12 protein-coding genes and 3 rRNA genes are annotated in these 18,311 nt (G+C 66.5%); 3 read left to right on the forward strand and 12 right to left on the reverse strand.

The genetic code is table 11. The features are described 5' to 3' along the window. Window positions 1-9: 9 nt before the first annotated feature. From rrf to SJY14_RS00040, 8 genes are all read right to left on the reverse strand, one after another. Window positions 10-126, reverse strand: a 5S ribosomal RNA gene (rrf, locus tag SJY14_RS00005). 158 nt (window positions 127-284) lie between these two features. Further along, window positions 285-3,407, reverse strand: a 23S ribosomal RNA gene (locus tag SJY14_RS00010). A gap of 467 nt (window positions 3,408-3,874) precedes the next feature. Next, a 16S ribosomal RNA gene (locus tag SJY14_RS00015) occupies window positions 3,875-5,394 on the reverse strand. The 16S, 23S and 5S rRNA genes sit together here, the layout of an rRNA operon. 538 nt (window positions 5,395-5,932) lie before the next feature. Beyond that, window positions 5,933-6,955 carry a YeiH family protein gene (locus tag SJY14_RS00020; protein ID WP_396599410.1) on the reverse strand — a complete coding sequence of 341 codons (1,023 nt, stop codon included), beginning with the start codon at window positions 6,953-6,955 and terminating at the stop codon, window positions 5,933-5,935. A gap of 9 nt (window positions 6,956-6,964) precedes the next feature. After that, window positions 6,965-7,735 carry a fumarylacetoacetate hydrolase family protein gene (locus tag SJY14_RS00025; protein WP_054146214.1) on the reverse strand — a complete coding sequence of 257 codons (771 nt, stop codon included), beginning with the start codon at window positions 7,733-7,735 and terminating at the stop codon, window positions 6,965-6,967. Beyond that, complete coding sequence (locus SJY14_RS00030) at window positions 7,732-8,865, reverse strand: branched-chain amino acid aminotransferase (RefSeq protein WP_396599411.1); 1,134 nt, start codon at window positions 8,863-8,865, stop codon at window positions 7,732-7,734. The genes SJY14_RS00025 and SJY14_RS00030 overlap by 4 nt, the downstream gene beginning before the upstream one ends. A gap of 8 nt (window positions 8,866-8,873) precedes the next feature. After that, complete coding sequence (locus tag SJY14_RS00035; RefSeq protein ID WP_396599412.1) at window positions 8,874-9,959, reverse strand: 3-isopropylmalate dehydrogenase; 1,086 nt, start codon at window positions 9,957-9,959, stop codon at window positions 8,874-8,876. Between the two features lie 118 nt (window positions 9,960-10,077). Beyond that, window positions 10,078-11,622: an MFS transporter gene (locus tag SJY14_RS00040; RefSeq protein ID WP_396599413.1), complete on the reverse strand. Its 1,545-nt coding sequence runs from the start codon at window positions 11,620-11,622 to the stop codon at window positions 10,078-10,080. A gap of 148 nt (window positions 11,623-11,770) precedes the next feature. Here SJY14_RS00040 and SJY14_RS00045 point away from each other — a divergent pair, with 148 nt between their 5' ends. After that, window positions 11,771-12,337: a TetR/AcrR family transcriptional regulator gene (locus SJY14_RS00045; RefSeq protein ID WP_071257137.1), complete on the forward strand. Its 567-nt coding sequence runs from the start codon at window positions 11,771-11,773 to the stop codon at window positions 12,335-12,337. 98 nt (window positions 12,338-12,435) lie between these two features. On the opposite strand, the gene SJY14_RS00050 is transcribed toward SJY14_RS00045, so the two are convergent. The 4 genes from SJY14_RS00050 to SJY14_RS00065 all read right to left on the reverse strand — a co-directional run bounded on the left by SJY14_RS00050 (window position 12,436) and on the right by SJY14_RS00065 (window position 15,749). Further along, window positions 12,436-13,497, reverse strand: a complete 1,062-nt coding sequence (locus tag SJY14_RS00050) for a beta-propeller fold lactonase family protein (protein WP_071257139.1) — start codon at window positions 13,495-13,497, stop codon at window positions 12,436-12,438. Beyond that, on the reverse strand, window positions 13,494-13,853 hold the full coding sequence (locus tag SJY14_RS00055; RefSeq protein WP_082452693.1) for a chorismate mutase: 360 nt from the start codon (window positions 13,851-13,853) through the stop codon (window positions 13,494-13,496). Before SJY14_RS00055 ends, SJY14_RS00050 begins: the two co-directional genes overlap by 4 nt. A gap of 119 nt (window positions 13,854-13,972) precedes the next feature. Next, entirely contained in the window at window positions 13,973-14,398 is a 426-nt protein-coding gene (locus tag SJY14_RS00060) for an organic hydroperoxide resistance protein (RefSeq protein WP_054146207.1), read from the reverse strand. Between the two features lie 64 nt (window positions 14,399-14,462). After that, the gene (locus SJY14_RS00065) at window positions 14,463-15,749 is read right to left on the reverse strand and encodes an adenylosuccinate synthase (protein WP_054146206.1); all 1,287 of its coding nucleotides are present in this window, start codon (window positions 15,747-15,749) and stop codon (window positions 14,463-14,465) included. 167 nt (window positions 15,750-15,916) lie between these two features. On the opposite strand from SJY14_RS00065, the gene SJY14_RS00070 reads away from it, so the two are divergent. After that, window positions 15,917-17,395 (forward strand): xylulokinase, encoded by a 1,479-nt coding sequence (locus SJY14_RS00070; protein ID WP_396599414.1) that lies wholly within the window; start codon window positions 15,917-15,919, stop codon window positions 17,393-17,395. A gap of 82 nt (window positions 17,396-17,477) precedes the next feature. Then, entirely contained in the window at window positions 17,478-18,200 is a 723-nt protein-coding gene (locus tag SJY14_RS00075; RefSeq protein WP_396599415.1) for a metal-dependent transcriptional regulator, read from the forward strand. Window positions 18,201-18,311: the final 111 nt, after the last annotated feature.

Raw genomic sequence — 18,311 nt, forward strand, 5'->3', positions numbered from 1 at the left:
CTAAAAGGAGTCCGGCGGTGTCCTACTCTCCCACAAGGTCCCCCTTGCAGTACCATCGGCGCTGAGAGTCTTAGCTTCCGGGTTCGGAATGTGACCGGGCGTTTCCCTCTCGCTATGGCCGCCGAAACATTTACCACACACCATTACTGGTGGTGAAGTCTGTTTTTAGACCATGCACCCGCCCCGGAGGACGGATGAGTGTTCTGTTGAGTTGTTCCCGACCGTATTTCGGGAACCACATAGTGGACGCAAGCAGCTTTCCCCCACCTCTACAGGGAGGGAGTGTTGTCAAGTTATCGGCTTATTAGTACCGGTCAGCTCCATGGGTCGTTAGTCCCCACTTCCACATCCGGCCTATCAACCCAGTAGTCTAGCTGGGAGCCTCTCACCCCTAAGGGTATGGAAATCTCATCTCGAAGCCGGCTTCCCGCTTAGATGCTTTCAGCGGTTATCCGTTCCGAACGTAGCTAATCAGCGGTGCCCTTGGCAGGACAACTGACACACCAGAGGTTCGTCCATCCCGGTCCTCTCGTACTAGGGATAGATCTTCTCAAATTTCCTACGCGCGCAGCGGATAGGGACCGAACTGTCTCACGACGTTCTAAACCCAGCTCGCGTACCGCTTTAATGGGCGAACAGCCCAACCCTTGGGACCTACTCCAGCCCCAGGATGCGACGAGCCGACATCGAGGTGCCAAACCATGCCGTCGATATGGACTCTTGGGCAAGATCAGCCTGTTATCCCCGAGGTACCTTTTATCCGTTGAGCGACAGCGCTTCCACAAGCCACTGCCGGATCACTAGTCCCGACTTTCGTCCCTGCTCGACTTGTCAGTCTCACAGTCAAGCTCCCTTGTGCACTTACACTCGACACCTGATTGCCAACCAGGTTGAGGGAACCTTTGGGCGCCTCCGTTACTTTTTGGGAGGCAACCGCCCCAGTTAAACTACCCACCAGGCACTGTCCCAGAACCGGATCACGGTTCGTAGTTAGATATCCAAAGTGACCAGAGTGGTATTTCAACAATGACTCCACCTGAACTAGCGTCCAAGCTTCACAGTCTCCCACCTATCCTACACAAGCCACTCCGAACACCAATACCAAGCTGTAGTAAAGGTCACGGGGTCTTTCCGTCCTGCTGCGCGTAACGAGCATCTTTACTCGTAGTGCAATTTCGCCGAGTTCGCGGTTGAGACAGCTGGGAAGTCGTTACGCCATTCGTGCAGGTCGGAACTTACCCGACAAGGAATTTCGCTACCTTAGGATGGTTATAGTTACCACCGCCGTTTACTGGGGCTTAAATTCTCAGCTTCGCTTGCGCTAACCGTTCCTCTTAACCTTCCAGCACCGGGCAGGCGTCAGTCCGTATACATCGTCTTGCGACTTGGCACGGACCTGTGTTTTTAGTAAACAGTCGCTTCCCACTGGTCTCTGCGGCCTTTCCCGCTCCGGGAGTAAATCCCATCACGGTTCCGGCCCCCCTTCTCCCGAAGTTACGGGGGCATTTTGCCGAGTTCCTTAACCACGATTCTCTCGATCTCCTTGGTATTCTCTACCTGACCACCTGAGTCGGTTTGGGGTACGGGCGGCTTGAACCTCACGTCGATGCTTTTCTCGGCAGCATAGGATCACTGATTTCCCCCAATCGGGGTACGCATCGGATCTCAGGCGCATTGACGACGGATTTGCCTATCGTCAGCCCTACATCCTTACACCAGGTTCACCTTACGGATACCATCGCCTGGCTCAGCTACCTTCCTGCGTCACACCTGTTAATACGTTAACCGCACCAGCATGGGGTCGAGCGTTAGACCGGCCGGCATCACCCCGAAGGGATCCACTCAGCCGGGTTAGGACTCTTAGCACCACTGGATTAGCTTGGGCGGTTCTTCGCCGGTACGGGAATATCAACCCGTTGTCCATCGACTACGCCTGTCGGCCTCGCCTTAGGTCCCGACTTACCCAGGGCGGATTAACCTGGCCCTGGAACCCTTGGTCTTTCGGAGGACGGGTTTCTCACCCGTCTTTCGCTACTCATGCCTGCATTCTCACTCGTGTGGCCTCCACGGCTGGTTTACACCGCCGCTTCACTGGCCACACGACGCTCTCCTACCACTCCGTACGACTGAACCACGAAGGCTTGTCTATAATACGAAATCTACAACTTCGGTGGTGTGCTTGAGCCCCGTTACATTGTCGGCGCGGAATCACTTGACCAGTGAGCTATTACGCACTCTTTCAAGGGTGGCTGCTTCTAAGCCAACCTCCTGGTTGTCTATGCAACTCCACATCCTTTCCCACTTAGCACACGCTTAGGGACCTTAGTTGGTAGTCTGGGTTGTTTCCCTCTCGACGATGAAGCTTATCCCCCACCGTCTCACTGCTGCGCTCTCACTTACCGGCATTCGGAGTTTGGCTGACGTCAGTAAGCTTTTGGGCCCCATCGGCCATCCAGTAGCTCTACCTCCGGCAAGAAACACGCAACGCTGCACCTAAATGCATTTCGGAGAGAACCAGCTATCACGAAGTTTGATTGGCCTTTCACCCCTATCCACAGCTCATCCCCTCAGTTTTCAACCTAAGTGGGTTCGGTCCTCCACGACGTCTTACCGTCGCTTCAACCTGGCCATGGATAGATCACTTCGCTTCGGGTCTAGGACATGCGACTGGATCGCCCTATTAAGACTCGCTTTCGCTACGGCTACCCCACACGGGTTAACCTCGCCACATATCGCTAACTCGCAGGCTCATTCTTCAAAAGGCACGCTGTCACCCCTACAAGGAGGCTCCAACGGTTTGTAAGCAAACGGTTTCAGGTACTATTTCACTCCCCTCCCGGGGTACTTTTCACCTTTCCCTCACGGTACTTGTCCGCTATCGGTCATCTGGGAGTATTTAGGCTTATCAGGTGGTCCTGACAGATTCACACGGGATTTCTCGGGCCCCGAGCTACTTGGGATCCCCATTCAGCCAGCGCCAGCATTTCGGCTACGGGGTTCGCACCCTCTATGACCAGCCATTCAAAGCTGTTCGCCTATACTGCGCTGTAACTGTCCCTGTCCGGCAGAACAGGACAACGGGTCCCACAACCCCGACCATGCAACGACCGCCGTCTATCACACATGACCGGTTTAGCCTCTTCCGATTTCGCTCGCCACTACTGACGGAATCACTGTTGTTTTCTCTTCCTGTGGGTACTGAGATGTTTCACTTCCCCACGTTCCCTCTACCCGCCCTATATATTCAGGCGGGAGTCACCAGACATAACGCCTGGCGGGGTTTCCCCATTCGGAAATCCTCGGATCAGGGCTCGATTATCAGCTCCCCGAGGCTTATCGCAGATTTCTACGTCCTTCTTCGGCTCCAGATGCCAAGGCATCCACCGTTTGCTCTTAGAAACTTGACCACAAAGTTGCTGCCAGCCAAAGACTGACAGCTCAGTGTTATCTCATTCGCCAACCACACCCCAAAGGGCGGATTGGTCTAAGAAATTGCACTTAGTATCACAAACAACAACCAACCCGAAGGCCGGCCCTGCTTGCGACTAAGATGCTCGCGTCCACTGTGTAGTTCTCAAAATACGGGCGGCACCATGAACACCCTGCAAGTGATGCAGGACCTTCATGGCCCAGAGGAAAAACAACCACACAAAGTGTGGAAGCTTGGTCCCTCAGGACCCAACAGCGTGCACACCCCTCACCCCGAACACCCTCACCTTCCAAACACCCGAAGATGCCGTACTAGCGCTGATGCTCTTCATGAAGAGCCATTGTCAATGTTCCACCCATGAGCGCCGGCCGAAGACATTCGCTTCGAAACCGACTTGACTCGTTGACCCCCGTGTATACCGCGGGGCGAGTACATGCTCCTTAGAAAGGAGGTGATCCAGCCGCACCTTCCGGTACGGCTACCTTGTTACGACTTAGTCCTAATCACCGATCCCACCTTCGACAGCTCCATCCACAAGGGTTAGGCCACTGGCTTCGGGTGTTACCGACTTTCATGACTTGACGGGCGGTGTGTACAAGGCCCGGGAACGTATTCACCGCAGCGTTGCTGATCTGCGATTACTAGCGACTCCGACTTCATGAGGTCGAGTTGCAGACCTCAATCCGAACTGAGACCGGCTTTTTGGGATTCGCTCCACCTTACGGTATCGCAGCCCTTTGTACCGGCCATTGTAGCATGCGTGAAGCCCAAGACATAAGGGGCATGATGATTTGACGTCATCCCCACCTTCCTCCGAGTTGACCCCGGCAGTCTCCTATGAGTTCCCACCATAACGTGCTGGCAACATAGAACGAGGGTTGCGCTCGTTGCGGGACTTAACCCAACATCTCACGACACGAGCTGACGACAACCATGCACCACCTGTATACCGACCTTGCGGGGCGACCATCTCTGGACGTTTCCGGTATATGTCAAGCCTTGGTAAGGTTCTTCGCGTTGCATCGAATTAATCCGCATGCTCCGCCGCTTGTGCGGGCCCCCGTCAATTCCTTTGAGTTTTAGCCTTGCGGCCGTACTCCCCAGGCGGGGAACTTAATGCGTTAGCTGCGACACGGAGACCGTGGAATGGCCCCCACATCTAGTTCCCAACGTTTACGGCATGGACTACCAGGGTATCTAATCCTGTTCGCTCCCCATGCTTTCGCTCCTCAGCGTCAGTTACGGCCCAGAGATCTGCCTTCGCCATCGGTGTTCCTCCTGATATCTGCGCATTCCACCGCTACACCAGGAATTCCAATCTCCCCTACCGCACTCTAGTCTGCCCGTACCCACTGCAGGCTGGGGGTTGAGCCCCCAGATTTCACAGCAGACGCGACAAACCGCCTACGAGCTCTTTACGCCCAATAATTCCGGACAACGCTTGCACCCTACGTATTACCGCGGCTGCTGGCACGTAGTTAGCCGGTGCTTTTTCTGCAGGTACCGTCACTTTCGCTTCTTCCCTACTAAAAGAGGTTTACAACCCGAAGGCCGTCATCCCTCACGCGGCGTTGCTGCATCAGGCTTTCGCCCATTGTGCAATATTCCCCACTGCTGCCTCCCGTAGGAGTCTGGGCCGTGTCTCAGTCCCAGTGTGGCCGGTCACCCTCTCAGGCCGGCTACCCGTCGTCGCCTTGGTGAGCCATTACCTCACCAACTAGCTGATAGGCCGCGAGTCCATCCTTGACCAAAATTCTTTCCAACTCCTAGCCATGCGGCTGAAGCTCGTATCCGGTATTAGACGCCATTTCTAGCGCTTATCCCAGAGTCAAGGGCAGGTTACTCACGTGTTACTCACCCGTTCGCCACTAATCCCTGGAGCAAGCTCCAGTTCATCGTTCGACTTGCATGTGTTAAGCACGCCGCCAGCGTTCGTCCTGAGCCAGGATCAAACTCTCCGTAAAAGAAAAAACAGCACAACCGGAATAGGCCATGACTGCTGAATTTGATGCTGACTAAAGAACAAAACAATCTGACGATTGTTGTTGTCCATCAATCTCAAAGAAACCTAAACACCACTCACAACCCCACCAAAAGATGAGACCACAAGCAATGCCAGGGTATAATTTGGCATTTGACAATGTGCACGCTGTTGAGTTCTCAAGGACCAAACGCACCTGGGACCCAGTCTTAGAAGACCTTCGCCCTGGGCAGTTCTGTTACCTGATTGCACTGACTGACGATGCCGAATCCGTGCCGAAGTCCCTTGCGGAACGAGCCGTAACTCTACATCACCTTGTTCAGTGTTCGCAACTCACTTGGTCCGAGGCTGTGAAGCATCTCGAGGACTTGGAAGTTGATCCCGCTTGAGGGTTGGAGGAGCTCCGCTCCGCCGCACCTTTGGGGTGACAAGAAGCAACTGTAGCCATGTCCTGGCGATTCTGGCCAACCCTCCATGCATCCCGGGCGTGTCGCGCTACGCATCGCGGAGGTACGGGCCCTTCAGCCCAAGGGCAGCACGAGCACAGCGCCGAGAGACACCGAGGCGATGGTGATCCACGACATCAGGCCCACGAGGACGGCGCGACCACCGGTGCGGACGAGGCGCTCGAGTCGGATCCCCGACCCCAGGCCGACGAGCGCGAGCCCGAGCAGGACCGACTGGACCGTTCCCGCGGTCGTGAGCAGCGCCTCCGGAACCGGGACCACCGTGCGGATGACGACCGCCACGGCGAATCCGACGACGAACAAGGGCACGATCGGCGGTCGGGCGCCGGCGCCGGCGCCGGCGTCCTGCCGACGGACGATCGTCGAGGTGATCGCCACGATCGGGGCGAGCATCAACACCCGCGTGAGCTTGACGATCACCGCGATCGCGAGGGCGGCGGCTCCGGCGGTCTGCGCCGTGGCGACGACCTGCCCCACGTCGTGCACGCTCGCTCCCACCCAGGCTCCGAACTCGAGGTGAGTCAGACCGACCCACCCACCCACCAGGGGCAGGACGGCGATCGCGAGGGTGCCGAACAGCGTGACCAGGGCGACGGGGGTCGCCGCGTCCTTGCCGCGATCCCGGGTCACGGCACTCATCCCACCGATGGCCGACGCCCCGCAGATCGAGAATCCGGCCGCCAGCAGAAGGGGCTGGTCACCGGGAAGACGGGCCCACCGGCCGAGCAGGTAGGTGACGCCGAAGGTGAGCACGAGGATCGCGACCACCACGACGACCGTCACCCACCCGAGGCCGGCGACGTCGACCAGGCTGAGCTGGAGGCCGAGCAACACGACGCCGATGCGCAACAACCGCTTGGAGGCGAGCGTGAGTCCGGGCTTGCAGACGCCGTCGAGCACCGGTCGGAGGGGCCGGACCTGAGCGACGGCGATGCCGAGCAGGACGCACCAGGTCAGGACGGGCACCGCCGGCAGCACGAGGTGCAGGCCCCAAGCCAGCCCGTAGGCGGCCCCGGCGACGACGAGCCCCGGCACCGGACGCGCACGGGAGGGCGCGTCGACGGCGGCGGGGCTCACCGGACGGGCCTAGACCCGGTTCTTGGCGGGGTTGATCAGCGAGCCGAGGCCCGAGATCGCGACCTCGACGGTCTGGCCCGACGTGAACGGACCGATGCCCGCAGGCGTTCCGGTCAGGATGACGTCGCCGGGCAGCAGGGTGAACACGTCGGTGACGTACTCGATGAGCTCGGGGATCTTGTGGATCATCTGCATCGTCGACTCGCGCTGCATGACCTCGCCGTCGACCCGGGTCTCGATGGTGGCGTCCGCCCAGTCGAACTCGTTCTCGATGTAGGGCCCGAGCGGCAGGAAGGTGTCGTAGCCCTTGGCGCGGGTCCACTGGCCGTCGGCGTTCTGCACGTCGCGGGCCGTGACGTCGTTGGCCACGGTGTAGCCGAAGACGACGTCCTGGTAGTCCTCGGCCTTGACGCGCTTGGCGATCGAGCCGATGACGATGGCGAGCTCGCCCTCGAAGTCGACCCGGCCGACGTCGGGCGGCAGCTGGATCGAGTCGCCGAAGCCGATGACCGTCGTGTTGGGCTTGAGGAACAGGACGGGCGCCTCGGGCGCGGACTGGCCGAGCTCGTCGGCGTGGTCCTGGTAGTTCAGGCCGACCCCCACGATCTTGGAGCGCGGGATCACCGGCGCGAGCAACTTGGCCTGACGCAGGGACACCCGCTCTCCGGTCGTCTCGTACCCGCTGTACATCGGGTCGCCGGCGAGGACGATGAGCTCGCGCTCGTCGACGATGCCGTAGCGGGGGTCTTCTCCGGGCGTGGCGAAACGGGCGATCTTCACGCGTCGAGCCTAGTCATCCAGCCGTGGACGTCGGGACGGCGGCCGTACTGGATGTCGGTCAGCTCGTCGCGCAGCGACATGGTCAGTTCGCCGCCGGACGCGGCGGGCGACCCGATGTGGATGCCCTCGCCCTTGAGCTCGGCGATGGGGACGACGACCGCGGCCGTGCCACAGGCGAAGACCTCGACGATGTCACCCGACTCGACGCCGTCACGCCACTCGTCGATGGTCACGCGACGTCGTTCGACGCGGTGCCCCCGGGCCTCGGCCAACTCGAGGATCGAGTCGCGCGTGATGCCCTCGAGGATCGAGTCGCTGTCGGGCGTGACGAGGGTGCCGTCCTTCTTGACGAGCACCACGTTCATGCCGCCGAGCTCTTCGATGTAGTTGCTCTCGGACGAGTCGAGGAACAGCACCTGCTGGCAGCCGTTCTCGTAGGCCTCCTGCTGCGGCAGCAGTGACGACGCGTAGTTGCCGCCGGTCTTGGCCGCACCCGTGCCGCCCTTGCCGGCGCGGGCGTAGTTCGTGGTCAGCCAGATCGAGACGGGAGAGACGCCGCCGCTGAAGTAGGCGCCGGCCGGGCTCGCGATGACGTGGTACGACACCTCGTGCGCGGCCCGGACCCCCAGGAACGCCTCGGTGGCGATCATGAACGGTCGCAGGTAGAGGCTCGTCTCGGGGGCCGACGGCACCCACCCCAGGTCGGCCCGCACGAGCTGGCGGACGGACTCGACGAAGTCGTCCGTGCTGAGCTCGGGCAGGGCCAGCCGGCGGGCCGAGCGCTGCAGGCGACGACCGTTGGCGTCCGGGCGGAACGACCAGACCGAGCCGTCGGCGTGCCGGTAGGCCTTCATGCCCTCGAAGATCTCTTGCGCGTAGTGCAGCACCGACGCCGACGGGTCGAGCTGGAGCGGGCCGTACGGGTGCACGGACGCCGCGTGCCAGCCGTCGGCGAGGGTCCACTCGATGGTCACCATGTGGTCGGTGAAGTGCTTGCCGAAGCCGGGGTCGCTGAGGATCGTCTCGCGTTCGGCGTCGTCGCGAGCCGTCTCGGACGGAGTCAGCTCGAACTGCAGCGGGAAGTCGGCCGAATCGTCGGTCGGGGCGGAGACGTTGTCGGTGGTGGTCATGATGCCCTTCAGGCGGAGGCAGACGGGGACAGGGTGCGCACGCGGTCGGCGATCGCCGTGCCGATCTCGGCCGTGCGGCGGGCGGGGACGGACGCGTCGCGCGAGGCGCGGTCGGCGATGTCGGCGTCGACGGCGCGGGTGACCCGGGCGGCCGCGTCGGACAGGCCGAGGTGGTCGAGCAGGAGAGCGACGGAGAGGATCGCCGCCGTCGGGTCGGCCTTCTGCTGACCGGCGATGTCGGGAGCCGAACCGTGCACGGGCTCGAACATGCTCGGGAAGGCGCCGTCCGGGTTGAGGTTGCCCGAGGCCGCGAGCCCGATTCCGCCGCTGATCGCGCCGGCGAGGTCGGTGAGGATGTCGCCGAACAGGTTGTCGGTGACGATGACGTCGAAGCGGGACGGGTCGACCACGAGGTGGATGGTGGCCGCGTCGACGTGCTGGTAGTCGACCGCGACGTCGGGGTACTCGGCGGCGACCGCGTCGACGGTGCGCTGCCAGAGGCTGCCCGAGAAGACGAGCACGTTCGTCTTGTGCACCAGGGTCAGGCGACCACGACGGCTGCGGGCCTTCTCGAAGGCGAAGCGCACCACGCGCTCGACGCCGTAGGCCGTGTTGACGCTGACCTCGTTCGCGATCTCGTGCGGCGTGCCCTGCCGCAGCGCGCCTCCGTTGCCGACGTAGGGGCCCTCGGTGCCCTCGCGGACGACGACGAAGTCGACCTCGCCGGGCGCCGAGAGCGGCGAGGCGACACCGGGGTACACCTTGGTCGGCCGGAGGTTGACGTAGTGGTCGAGGGCGAAGCGCAGCTTCAGCAGCAGGCCGCGCTCGATGATGCCCCCGGCCAGCCGGGGGTCGCGGGGGTCGCCGCCCACCGCGCCGAGCAGGATCGCGTCGTGCGAAGCGACGGCGGACAGGTCGTCGTCGGTGAGGATGTCGCCCGTCTCGAGGTAGCGCCCCGCGCCCAGCGAGAACGTCGTGACCTCGAACGTCGCGTCGTCGCCCGCCGCGACCTCGAGCACCTTGAGCGCCTCGGCGACGACCTCGGGGCCGATGCCGTCTCCGGGGATGGCGGCGAGTCTGACGGTGCGGGGCATGGTTCTCCTGGCGTCTCGGGGGGGGCTCGCCACACTTTACCCGTGGGCAGGAGGGCCGCGCGGGCCGGGCGACCGGGTCGGTCCACCCGTGCCGGGGTGGCCCGGCACGGCCCGGGACTCAGTCGGCCGAGGAGGCGCGGCGCAGGGTCGTGAGGGCGACCACCACCGCGGCGACCATCACCAGTGCTCCGACCCCGGCCGTGACGACGAGACCCTGGTCGAAGGCGTCGGTGGCGGCGTGCAGCAGGGGCCCCGCGAGCGAGGCGGGCAGCCCGTCGGAGACCGCCACCGCGCCTCCCAGGGTCTCGCGAGCGGCCTCGCCGGCCTCGGCGGGGACACCGGCGGGGACGACGAGCGCACCCCGGTAGATGGCCGTGAGCATGCTGCCGAGCACGGCGGTGCCGAGCACGGCGCCGACCTCGTACGCGGTCTCGGACACCGCCGAGGCGGCCCCGGCCCGGTTCGCGGGCACGGCCGCGATGATCAGGTCGTTCGAGATCGTCTCGGCGGCACCGACACCCAGGCCCACGAAGGCGAAGGCCACGACGAACACGACCACCGGGGCCCCGGCACCGGTGGCGAAGACCGCCGCGTAGGCGAGAGCGGCGGAGGCGAGGCCGATCGCGACGATGGTGCGCGGGCGCAGCCACCGGACGACCCGTACGACACCGAGGCCGGCCAGGATCATCACCACGAGACCGGGTACCAGCGTCATCGCCGCCTGCAGCGGTCGCAGCCCGGCGACGAGCTGCAGATGTTGGGTCGTGAAGAACAGGAAGGCCACGAGCGCCACGACGGCGAGCAGGTTGACCATGACGGAACCGGCGAACACCGGGTTCGTGAAGAGCCTCACGTCGAGCAGCGGACGCGGGCGGGTGAGCTGACGCCGGACGAACAGCCAGCCCGAGCCCACGCCGACCACGGCCAGGGCGGCGACGGGCCAGACGAAGCCGTCGGTCGCGAGCAGCTTGATCGCCGCGACGACCGGGGCCATCGCCGCGAGCGACAGCAGCACCGAGAACGGGTCGGCGGGCCCCGGGGCGGGGTCGCGGCTCTCCGTGAGCAGCAGGGGGCCCGCGATCAGCAGGGGGACGAGCACGGGCACGGCGACGAGGAACACCGAGCCCCAGGCGAAGTGCTCGAGCAGCACACCGCCGACGATCGGCCCCAGGGCCGACCCGGCGGCGAAGCCCGAGGCCCAGACGGCGATGGCGAGCCGGCGCTGCTCGCGGTCGAGGAACGTGCTGCGCAGCAGCGAGAGGGTCGCCGGCATGATCATCGCGCCGAAGAAGCCCAGAACGGCCCGGGCCGTGATCAGCTGCTCGGCACTCGTCGAGAACGCCGCGAGCACCGAGACCACGGCGAACCCGCTCGCCCCGATGAACAGCAGCTTGCGCCGGCCGAACCGGTCGCCCATCGAGCCCATGGCCACGAGCAGGCCGGCGAGGACGAGCGAGTAGACGTCGACGATCCAGAGCTGCCCCGCGGCGCTCGGCTGCAGGGCGGTCGAGATCTCGGGCAGCGCGAAGCTCAGCACCGTGTTGTCGACCGAGACGAGCAGCACGGGCAGCATGAGCACGACCAGCGCGGCCCACTGTCGTCGCCCGGCACGGAGCGGAACGCCGGTCGGGGTCGTGGTGGTCACGGTGGCGGGGCGGGTCATGGTGCTCTCTCGCGGTCGGTGGGGCGGTGGGTGGACGGCCTGTGCTGTGGGGCAGGCACCGCCCGTCGGCGATCCGACGAGGGCAGGAGGCGCGGGCCCTGACCGTCCGGACGGTACAGTTACACCGTCCAGACGGTACAGTAACAGAATGAGTCCTCGACCGTCAGCCCGGGAATCGATGCTCGACACGTTCGAGACGCTCGTCGTCGACGACGGCGAACGCGCCGCGACCTTCGACGCCGTCGCCGCTGCCGCCGGCGTCTCGAAGGGCGGACTGCTCTACCACTTCCCCACCCGCGAGGCGCTGGTCGACGGCCTCGTCGACCGGCTCACCGCACTGCTCGACGACGACGTCGCCGCGATGACCAGTGCGCCCGAGGGCGTCGTGGACTACTTCGTCCGCACGTCGTCGCCCGCTGCCATCCCCGCCGACGACCCGCTCGACCGCTGCATCACCGCCGTCTCGAACCTGGCGTCCAGCGGGCGCCACCCCCGCGCCCTCGAGGCCCTGACCGCCATGCAGTCGCGCTGGCACCAGGTCGTCCTCGACGCCGTCGGCGACCCCGCGGTCGCCCGGGTCGTGTCACTCGTGTCGGACGGGCTCTACTTCACGCCTCGGCCGTTCTCGCCGGTGGACTCGGGCGGTGACCCGCGCCACGACACGTCGATCGACGACGTCATCGCCGTGCTGCAGCGGCTCGTGCCGCGCAGCTGACCCGCGCCTCCTGCGGTCCCGGCCGGCCGGACCCCGGGAAACCGCCGAGACCCCTGCGCGCGCGGAGGGGTCTCGGCGACTTCTCGGGGTCTCGGCGATCAGACGGCGACGATGCAGGCGGGGCTGCCGAGCGTGAACAGGTCGACGGGGGCGCCGGGCAGACCGGTCGTCTCGTCGAGCGGCAGCACCGAGACCGTGTCGGAGCCCTGGTTGGCGCAGTAGAGCAGACCGTCGGCGATGGCGAAGTGCCGTGGCCAGTCGCCGCCGCAGGGAACCTGCCCGACCAGGCGGAGCCGTGAGGGCTCGCCGCGGTCGGAGCCGCCCTCGGCGTCGACCGAGGTCTCGAGCACGCTGATCGTGTCGCGGCCGCGCGTGGCGACGTAGACCCGCGAGCCGTGCACGGCCAGGTGCGACGGGAGGTCGCCCCGCTCGTTCGGCTCGCCCTCGACGACCGCCACCGAGTACGGGATGACGAGTTCGTCACCCTGGCGGCGGACGACGTACAGACGGGCGTCGAGCTCGCCCACGACGAGCAGGTCGTCCCCGAGCCAGGCGAGGTGTCGCGGACCCGAACCGGGAGGCATGGGGTGGACGGCGACGATCGACGGCTCGAGCGTGACGACGTCGACGGCGACCTCGATCAGCCGGTCGGTGCCGAGGTCGCTGACCAGGTGCGTGCCCCACGGCGTGGCGACGATCTGGTGGGCGTGCGGCCCGCCCTGGCGATCGGCGACCGGGCCGGAACCCGACGGGAGCGCGACGGTCGCCGTCACGCGCGCGGGGTCGGTGGCCTCGGAGCTCAGCACCCCGAAGGTGCCGCCGACGTAGTTCGCGACGAGCAGGGCGTTGGAGGCCGGGTCGTGCGCGATGTGGCAGGGCGAGGCACCGCCGGACGCGGCGACGCCGGCCTCGACCAGGCGGCCCGCCGCGATCGTGTACGACAGCACGCGGCCCTCGTTCGTCTCGGCGACGGCGTGCAACGCCCCCTCGGTGACGACCAGGAACGACGGGTCGTCGGCCTCGACGACCTGCCCGGCCTGCCAGCGGCCGTCGGCCCGCGACCGCTCGAGGACGGTGATGCCGACGCCGTGGCCACCGCTGACCGCGGTGTACGAACCGACGTAGAGACGCTGCGGGGCGGACGGGTCGGGGTCGCTCACGCGCGGCCCGCCGTCGGGTCGTCGCCCGCGGCGATGCGCTCGTGGTGGTGGATCACCTCGGCGACGATGAAGTTCAGGAAGGACTCGGCGAAGGCCGGGTCGAGGCGGGCCTCTTCGGCCAGGCGGCGCAGGCGCTGGATCTGCACGCGCTCACGCTCGGGGTCGCTCGCCGGCATGCCCGCCGCCGCCTTGAGCAGGCCGACGGACTGCGTGTACTTGAACCGCTCGGCGAGCATGTGGACGAGGGCGGCGTCGATGTTGTCGATGCTCTGGCGGATGCCCGCGAGCTCGTCGATCGCGCCCTGGTCGGCTGAGCTGAGGGGGCTGTCCGCCCCGAGAGGACTGTCGAGTGCCATGCACCGACCCTATCGGCGCGCCCGGCGACGGGACCAGCGACGGACCGCCACGGACGAAGGAGGCGCGTCCCGCTCTCGCAGGACGCGCCTCCTTCACGGCCGGGTCGGCCCGGGCCGGGTCAGTCGACCAACGTGAGGGTGACCTCGACGTTGCCGCGCGTGGCGTTCGAGTACGGGCACACGTGGTGGGCCGCGTCAGCGAGCTCTTGACGACGCTCGGGCTCGACGTTCGGCGTGTAGATGTCGAGCTCGACGGCGAGGCCGAACCCGCCCTCGCCGTTGCCGCCGATGCCGACGCTCGCCGAAACCTCGGCGCCCTTCGTGTCGACGCCGAGCTTCTTGCCGGCACCGTGCATGGCGCTGAGGAAGCAGGCGGCGAAGCCCGCGGCGAACAGCTGCTCGGGATTGGTGCCCTCGCCGGAGCCACCGAGTTCTTTGGGGGGACGCGTGTCGAAGTCGAGTCGGTCGTCTTCGCTGCGGACGTGGCCGTCGCGACCCCCGCCGGTGGCGTGGGCGATGGCGGTGTAGGCGATGTCGAGTGTCATGAGGAGAAGACCATACCTAGATTCTGGGAGTTGGCTCGGTGGTGGGTGAGTGTGGTAGCGCGGCTCAGCCGAGCAGGTCGTGACGCTGGACGATGGCGTCGCGGCCCGGGCCGACGCCGATCGCCGAGATGCGGGCGCCGCTCATCGCCTCGACGGCGAGCACGTAGTCCTGCGCGGCCTTCGGCAGGTCGTCGAAGCTGCGGGCACCGGTGATGTCTTCGGTCCAGCCGGGGAACTCTTCGTAGATCGGCGTCGCGTGGTGGAAGTCGCTCTGCGAGACGGGGACCTCGTCGTGGCGGACGCCGTCGACGTCGTAGGCGACGCACACCGGGATCGTCTCGAGGCCGGTGAGCACGTCGAGCTTCGTCAACACGAAGTCGGTGACGCCGTTGATGCGCGCGGTGTAGCGGGCAATCGGGGCGTCGTACCAGCCGCAGCGGCGCGGGCGGCCGGTGGTCGTGCCGAACTCGAAGCCGTTGGCCCGCAGGAACTCGCCCGAGGCATCAAAGAGCTCGGTCGGGAACGGGCCGGCTCCGACGCGCGTCGTGTACGCCTTGACGATGCCGATGACACGTTCGATGCGGCCGGGCCCGATTCCCGAGCCGGTCGAGGCGCCGCCCGCGGTCGCGGACGAGGACGTGACGAACGGATAGGTGCCGTGGTCGACGTCGAGCATCGTCGCCTGGCCCGCCTCGAAGAGGACGGTCTTGCCGGCCTCGAGCGCCTGGTGGATCTCGAGCGCCGTGTCGGCGACCATCGGCTTGAGCCGCTCGGCGTACGAGAGCAGCGACTCGACGACCTCGTCGACCTCGATCGCACGCCGGTTGTAGATCTTGACGAGCAGGTGGTTCTTCTGGTCGAGGGCCGCCTCGACCTTCTGCCGCAGGATGCCCTCGTCGAAGATGTCCTGCACGCGAATGCCGACGCGGTTGATCTTGTCGGCGTAGGTCGGGCCGATGCCGCGACCGGTGGTGCCGATCTGGCGCTTGCCGAGGAAACGCTCCGTCACCTTGTCGAGGGTGCGGTGGTAGTGCGTGATGACGTGCGCGTTCGCGCTGACCCGCAGCCGGGAGACGTCGATGCCCCGCGCGATGAGCGCGTCGAGCTCGTCGAAGAGCACCTCGATGTCGACGACGACGCCGTTGCCGATGACGGGTGTGACGCCCGGCGAGAGGATGCCCGAGGGCAGCAGGTGCAGCGCGTACTTCTGGTCGCCGATCACCACGGTGTGGCCGGCGTTGTTGCCGCCGTTGAACTTGACGACGTAGTCGATGCGGCTCGACAACAGGTCGGTGGCCTTGCCCTTGCCCTCGTCGCCCCACTGGGCTCCGATGATCACCACTGCTGGCATGGGTTTCTCCTCACGTCGGGGGAACGCACCGGGTGAGGTGCACTTGAGTCTACCGACAGGCTCGTCCGGGCCGCCCGGAGGCGACCGGACCCGCCGAGGAGGCGCGGCGCGCGACCCGAGAGCCACCCCCGGTGGCCATTTGTGGTCACGTACGACAAACTGTGCCCATGAGTCTCGTCGCCGGGGTCGACTCATCGACCCAGAGTTGCAAAGTCGTCGTCCGTGATCTCTCGACGGGCGAACTCGTCCGGCAGGGGTCGGCCGGGCACCCCGAGGGCACCGAGGTGCCTCCGTCCGCCTGGTGGGAGGCGCTGCTCGCGGCGATCGCGGACGCCGGCGGCCTCGACGACGTCGCCGCGCTCTCGGTCGCCGGTCAGCAGCACGGCCTCGTCGCCCTCGACGCCGAGGGGCGCGTCGTGCGCGACGCCCTGCTCTGGAACGACACCCGCAGCGCCCCGGCAGCCCGCGACCTGATCGACGAGCTCGGGGCCGAGCAGTGGGCCCGACGCACGGGCTCCGTCCCCGTCGCGTCCTTCACCGCGACCAAGCTGCGCTGGCTGCGCGACGCCGAGCCCGAGAACGCGGCGCGAGTGGCCGCGGTGGCCTTGCCGCACGACTGGCTCACCTGGCGCCTCCTCGGTCACGGCCCTGCCGACGAGAGCCCGCTCGGGCCCGACCTCGACGCCCTGGTCACCGACCGCTCGGACGCCAGCGGCACCTCGTACTGGAGCCCCGCCGGCGAGGCGTACGACCTCGACCTGTTCGAGCACGCCTTCGGTCGCGGGGCACGCGAGGCCACCGGCTCCCCCGCGGGCGACGACGAACGCATCGTGTTGCCGCGGGTGCTGCACGCCGACCAGGCGGCCGGGACGACGATCACGGACGGCCCGGTGCCCGCCGGCATCGTGGTCGGTGCCGGCGCGGGCGACAACGCCGGCGCAGCCCTCGGCCTCGACGCCACGGTCGGCGACCTCGTCATCAGCATCGGCACCAGCGGCACGGCCTTCGCCGTCACCGACCGGCCCGTGACCGACCCCAGCGGCACGGTGGCCGGCTTCGCCGACGCCGCGGGCGGCTACCTGCCGCTGATCGCCACGCTGAACGCGGCCCGGGTGCTGTCGTCGATCGGCGGGCTGCTCGGCGTCGACCACGACGAACTGGCCCGCTTGGCCCTCGCGGCCGAGCCGGGCGCCGGTGGCGTCACGCTCGTGCCCTACTTCGAGGGCGAACGCACCCCCGACCTGCCCGACGCCACGGCCACGCTCTCGGGCCTGACCCTGGCGAGCTCGACCCGCGAGAACCTGGCCCGCGCCGCCGTCGAGGGCATGCTGTCGGCGCTGTCCGACGGTGCCGCCGCGGTCCGTCGCCAGGGTGTCGAGGCGACGCGGGTCCTGCTCATCGGCGGGGCGGCCCTGAACCCGGCCGTACAGGACGTCGCGCGGCAGGTGTTCGACCTGCCCGTGGTCGTGCCCGAGCCGGGCGAGTACGTCGCCGACGGTGCGGCACGGCAGGCGGGCTGGGCCCTGTCGGGGACGCGACCGACCTGGGCACCGGCGACCAGCGCCTCCTTCGAGACCGACCTGCGACCCGCCGTCGGCGAGCGCTACCGGGCCGCGCAGGGGCTGGGGTCGCTGCCGCGGCCGTGACGCCGGTGCTCGCGGCTCACGGCTCGCGGCGCGGGGCGCGGACGACAGGGGAGGCGCGGGTGACGCCACCTAGGATCGGACCATGCCCAGCGACCCGGCCAGCACGCGCACGACCATGGCCGAGGACTACCTCAAGGTCATCTGGAAGGCCGAGGAGTGGGCCGAGGCCGGCAGCGACTCCGGCATCTCTACCAACGAGATCGCCGCCACGCTCGGCGTCAGCGCCTCGACCGTCTCGGGCAACCTGCGCAAGCTCGACCGCGACGGCTACCTCGACTACGAGCCCTACCGGCGCATCGCGCTGAGCGACCAGGGCCGGGCGATCGCCGTGTCGATGGTGCGTCGCCACCGCCTGATCGAGACGTACCTGGTCGAACGCCTGGGCTACGGCTGGGACGAGGTGCACGACGAGGCCGAGGTGCTCGAGCACGCGGTCAGCGATCGGTTGCTCGACCGGTTCGACCTCGAGCTCGGGCACCCCACGGCCGACCCGCACGGCGACCCGATCCCCGCGGCCGACGGCACGGTCGTACGGCCTCCCGCCCACCCGCTGGGCGACTTCGCCGAAGGCGAGTGCGGCTTCGTCGTCCGCGTCTCGGACGACGAACCCGAGCTGCTGCGCTACCTCAGCTCGCTCGATCTGCGGGTCGGGGCGCACGTCCGCGTCGGCGAGCGCCGCGACTACGCCGGCTCGCTGCACGTCGTGCTGACGGATGCACACGACCAGGCGGTCGGCAGCGTCGAACTGGCCGGCGTCGCCGCGGCGTCGGTGTGGGCGAACTCCGAGCCGCACACGCACGCCTGAGGCGCAGGGCGGCGGTCGACCCCGCCTGCCTGCCCGCCTGCCCGCCGGCCCGCCTGCCCGCCTGCCCGCCACGAGGTAAACAACCCGCCACCCGATTGCGTGGCGGGTTGT

The organism is Frigoribacterium sp. R86507, from assembly GCF_044597695.1.
Taxonomy (GTDB): Bacteria; Actinomycetota; Actinomycetes; order Actinomycetales; family Microbacteriaceae; genus Frigoribacterium.

Excerpts from the sequence above, each read along its gene's own strand:
- SJY14_RS00030 (WP_396599411.1), bottom strand. The coding sequence starts at position 8,865 with ATGACCACCACCGACAACGTCTCCGCCCCGACCGACGATTCGGCCGAC.
- SJY14_RS00035 (WP_396599412.1), bottom strand. The coding sequence starts at position 9,959 with ATGCCCCGCACCGTCAGACTCGCCGCCATCCCCGGAGACGGCATCGGC.
- SJY14_RS00040 (WP_396599413.1), bottom strand. The coding sequence starts at position 11,622 with ATGACCCGCCCCGCCACCGTGACCACCACGACCCCGACCGGCGTTCCG.
- SJY14_RS00045 (WP_071257137.1), top strand. The coding sequence starts at position 11,771 with ATGAGTCCTCGACCGTCAGCCCGGGAATCGATGCTCGACACGTTCGAG.
- SJY14_RS00055 (WP_082452693.1), bottom strand. The coding sequence starts at position 13,853 with ATGGCACTCGACAGTCCTCTCGGGGCGGACAGCCCCCTCAGCTCAGCC.
- SJY14_RS00060 (WP_054146207.1), bottom strand. The coding sequence starts at position 14,398 with ATGACACTCGACATCGCCTACACCGCCATCGCCCACGCCACCGGCGGG.
- SJY14_RS00065 (WP_054146206.1), bottom strand. The coding sequence starts at position 15,749 with ATGCCAGCAGTGGTGATCATCGGAGCCCAGTGGGGCGACGAGGGCAAG.
- SJY14_RS00070 (WP_396599414.1), top strand. The coding sequence starts at position 15,917 with ATGAGTCTCGTCGCCGGGGTCGACTCATCGACCCAGAGTTGCAAAGTC.
- SJY14_RS00075 (WP_396599415.1), top strand. The coding sequence starts at position 17,478 with ATGCCCAGCGACCCGGCCAGCACGCGCACGACCATGGCCGAGGACTAC.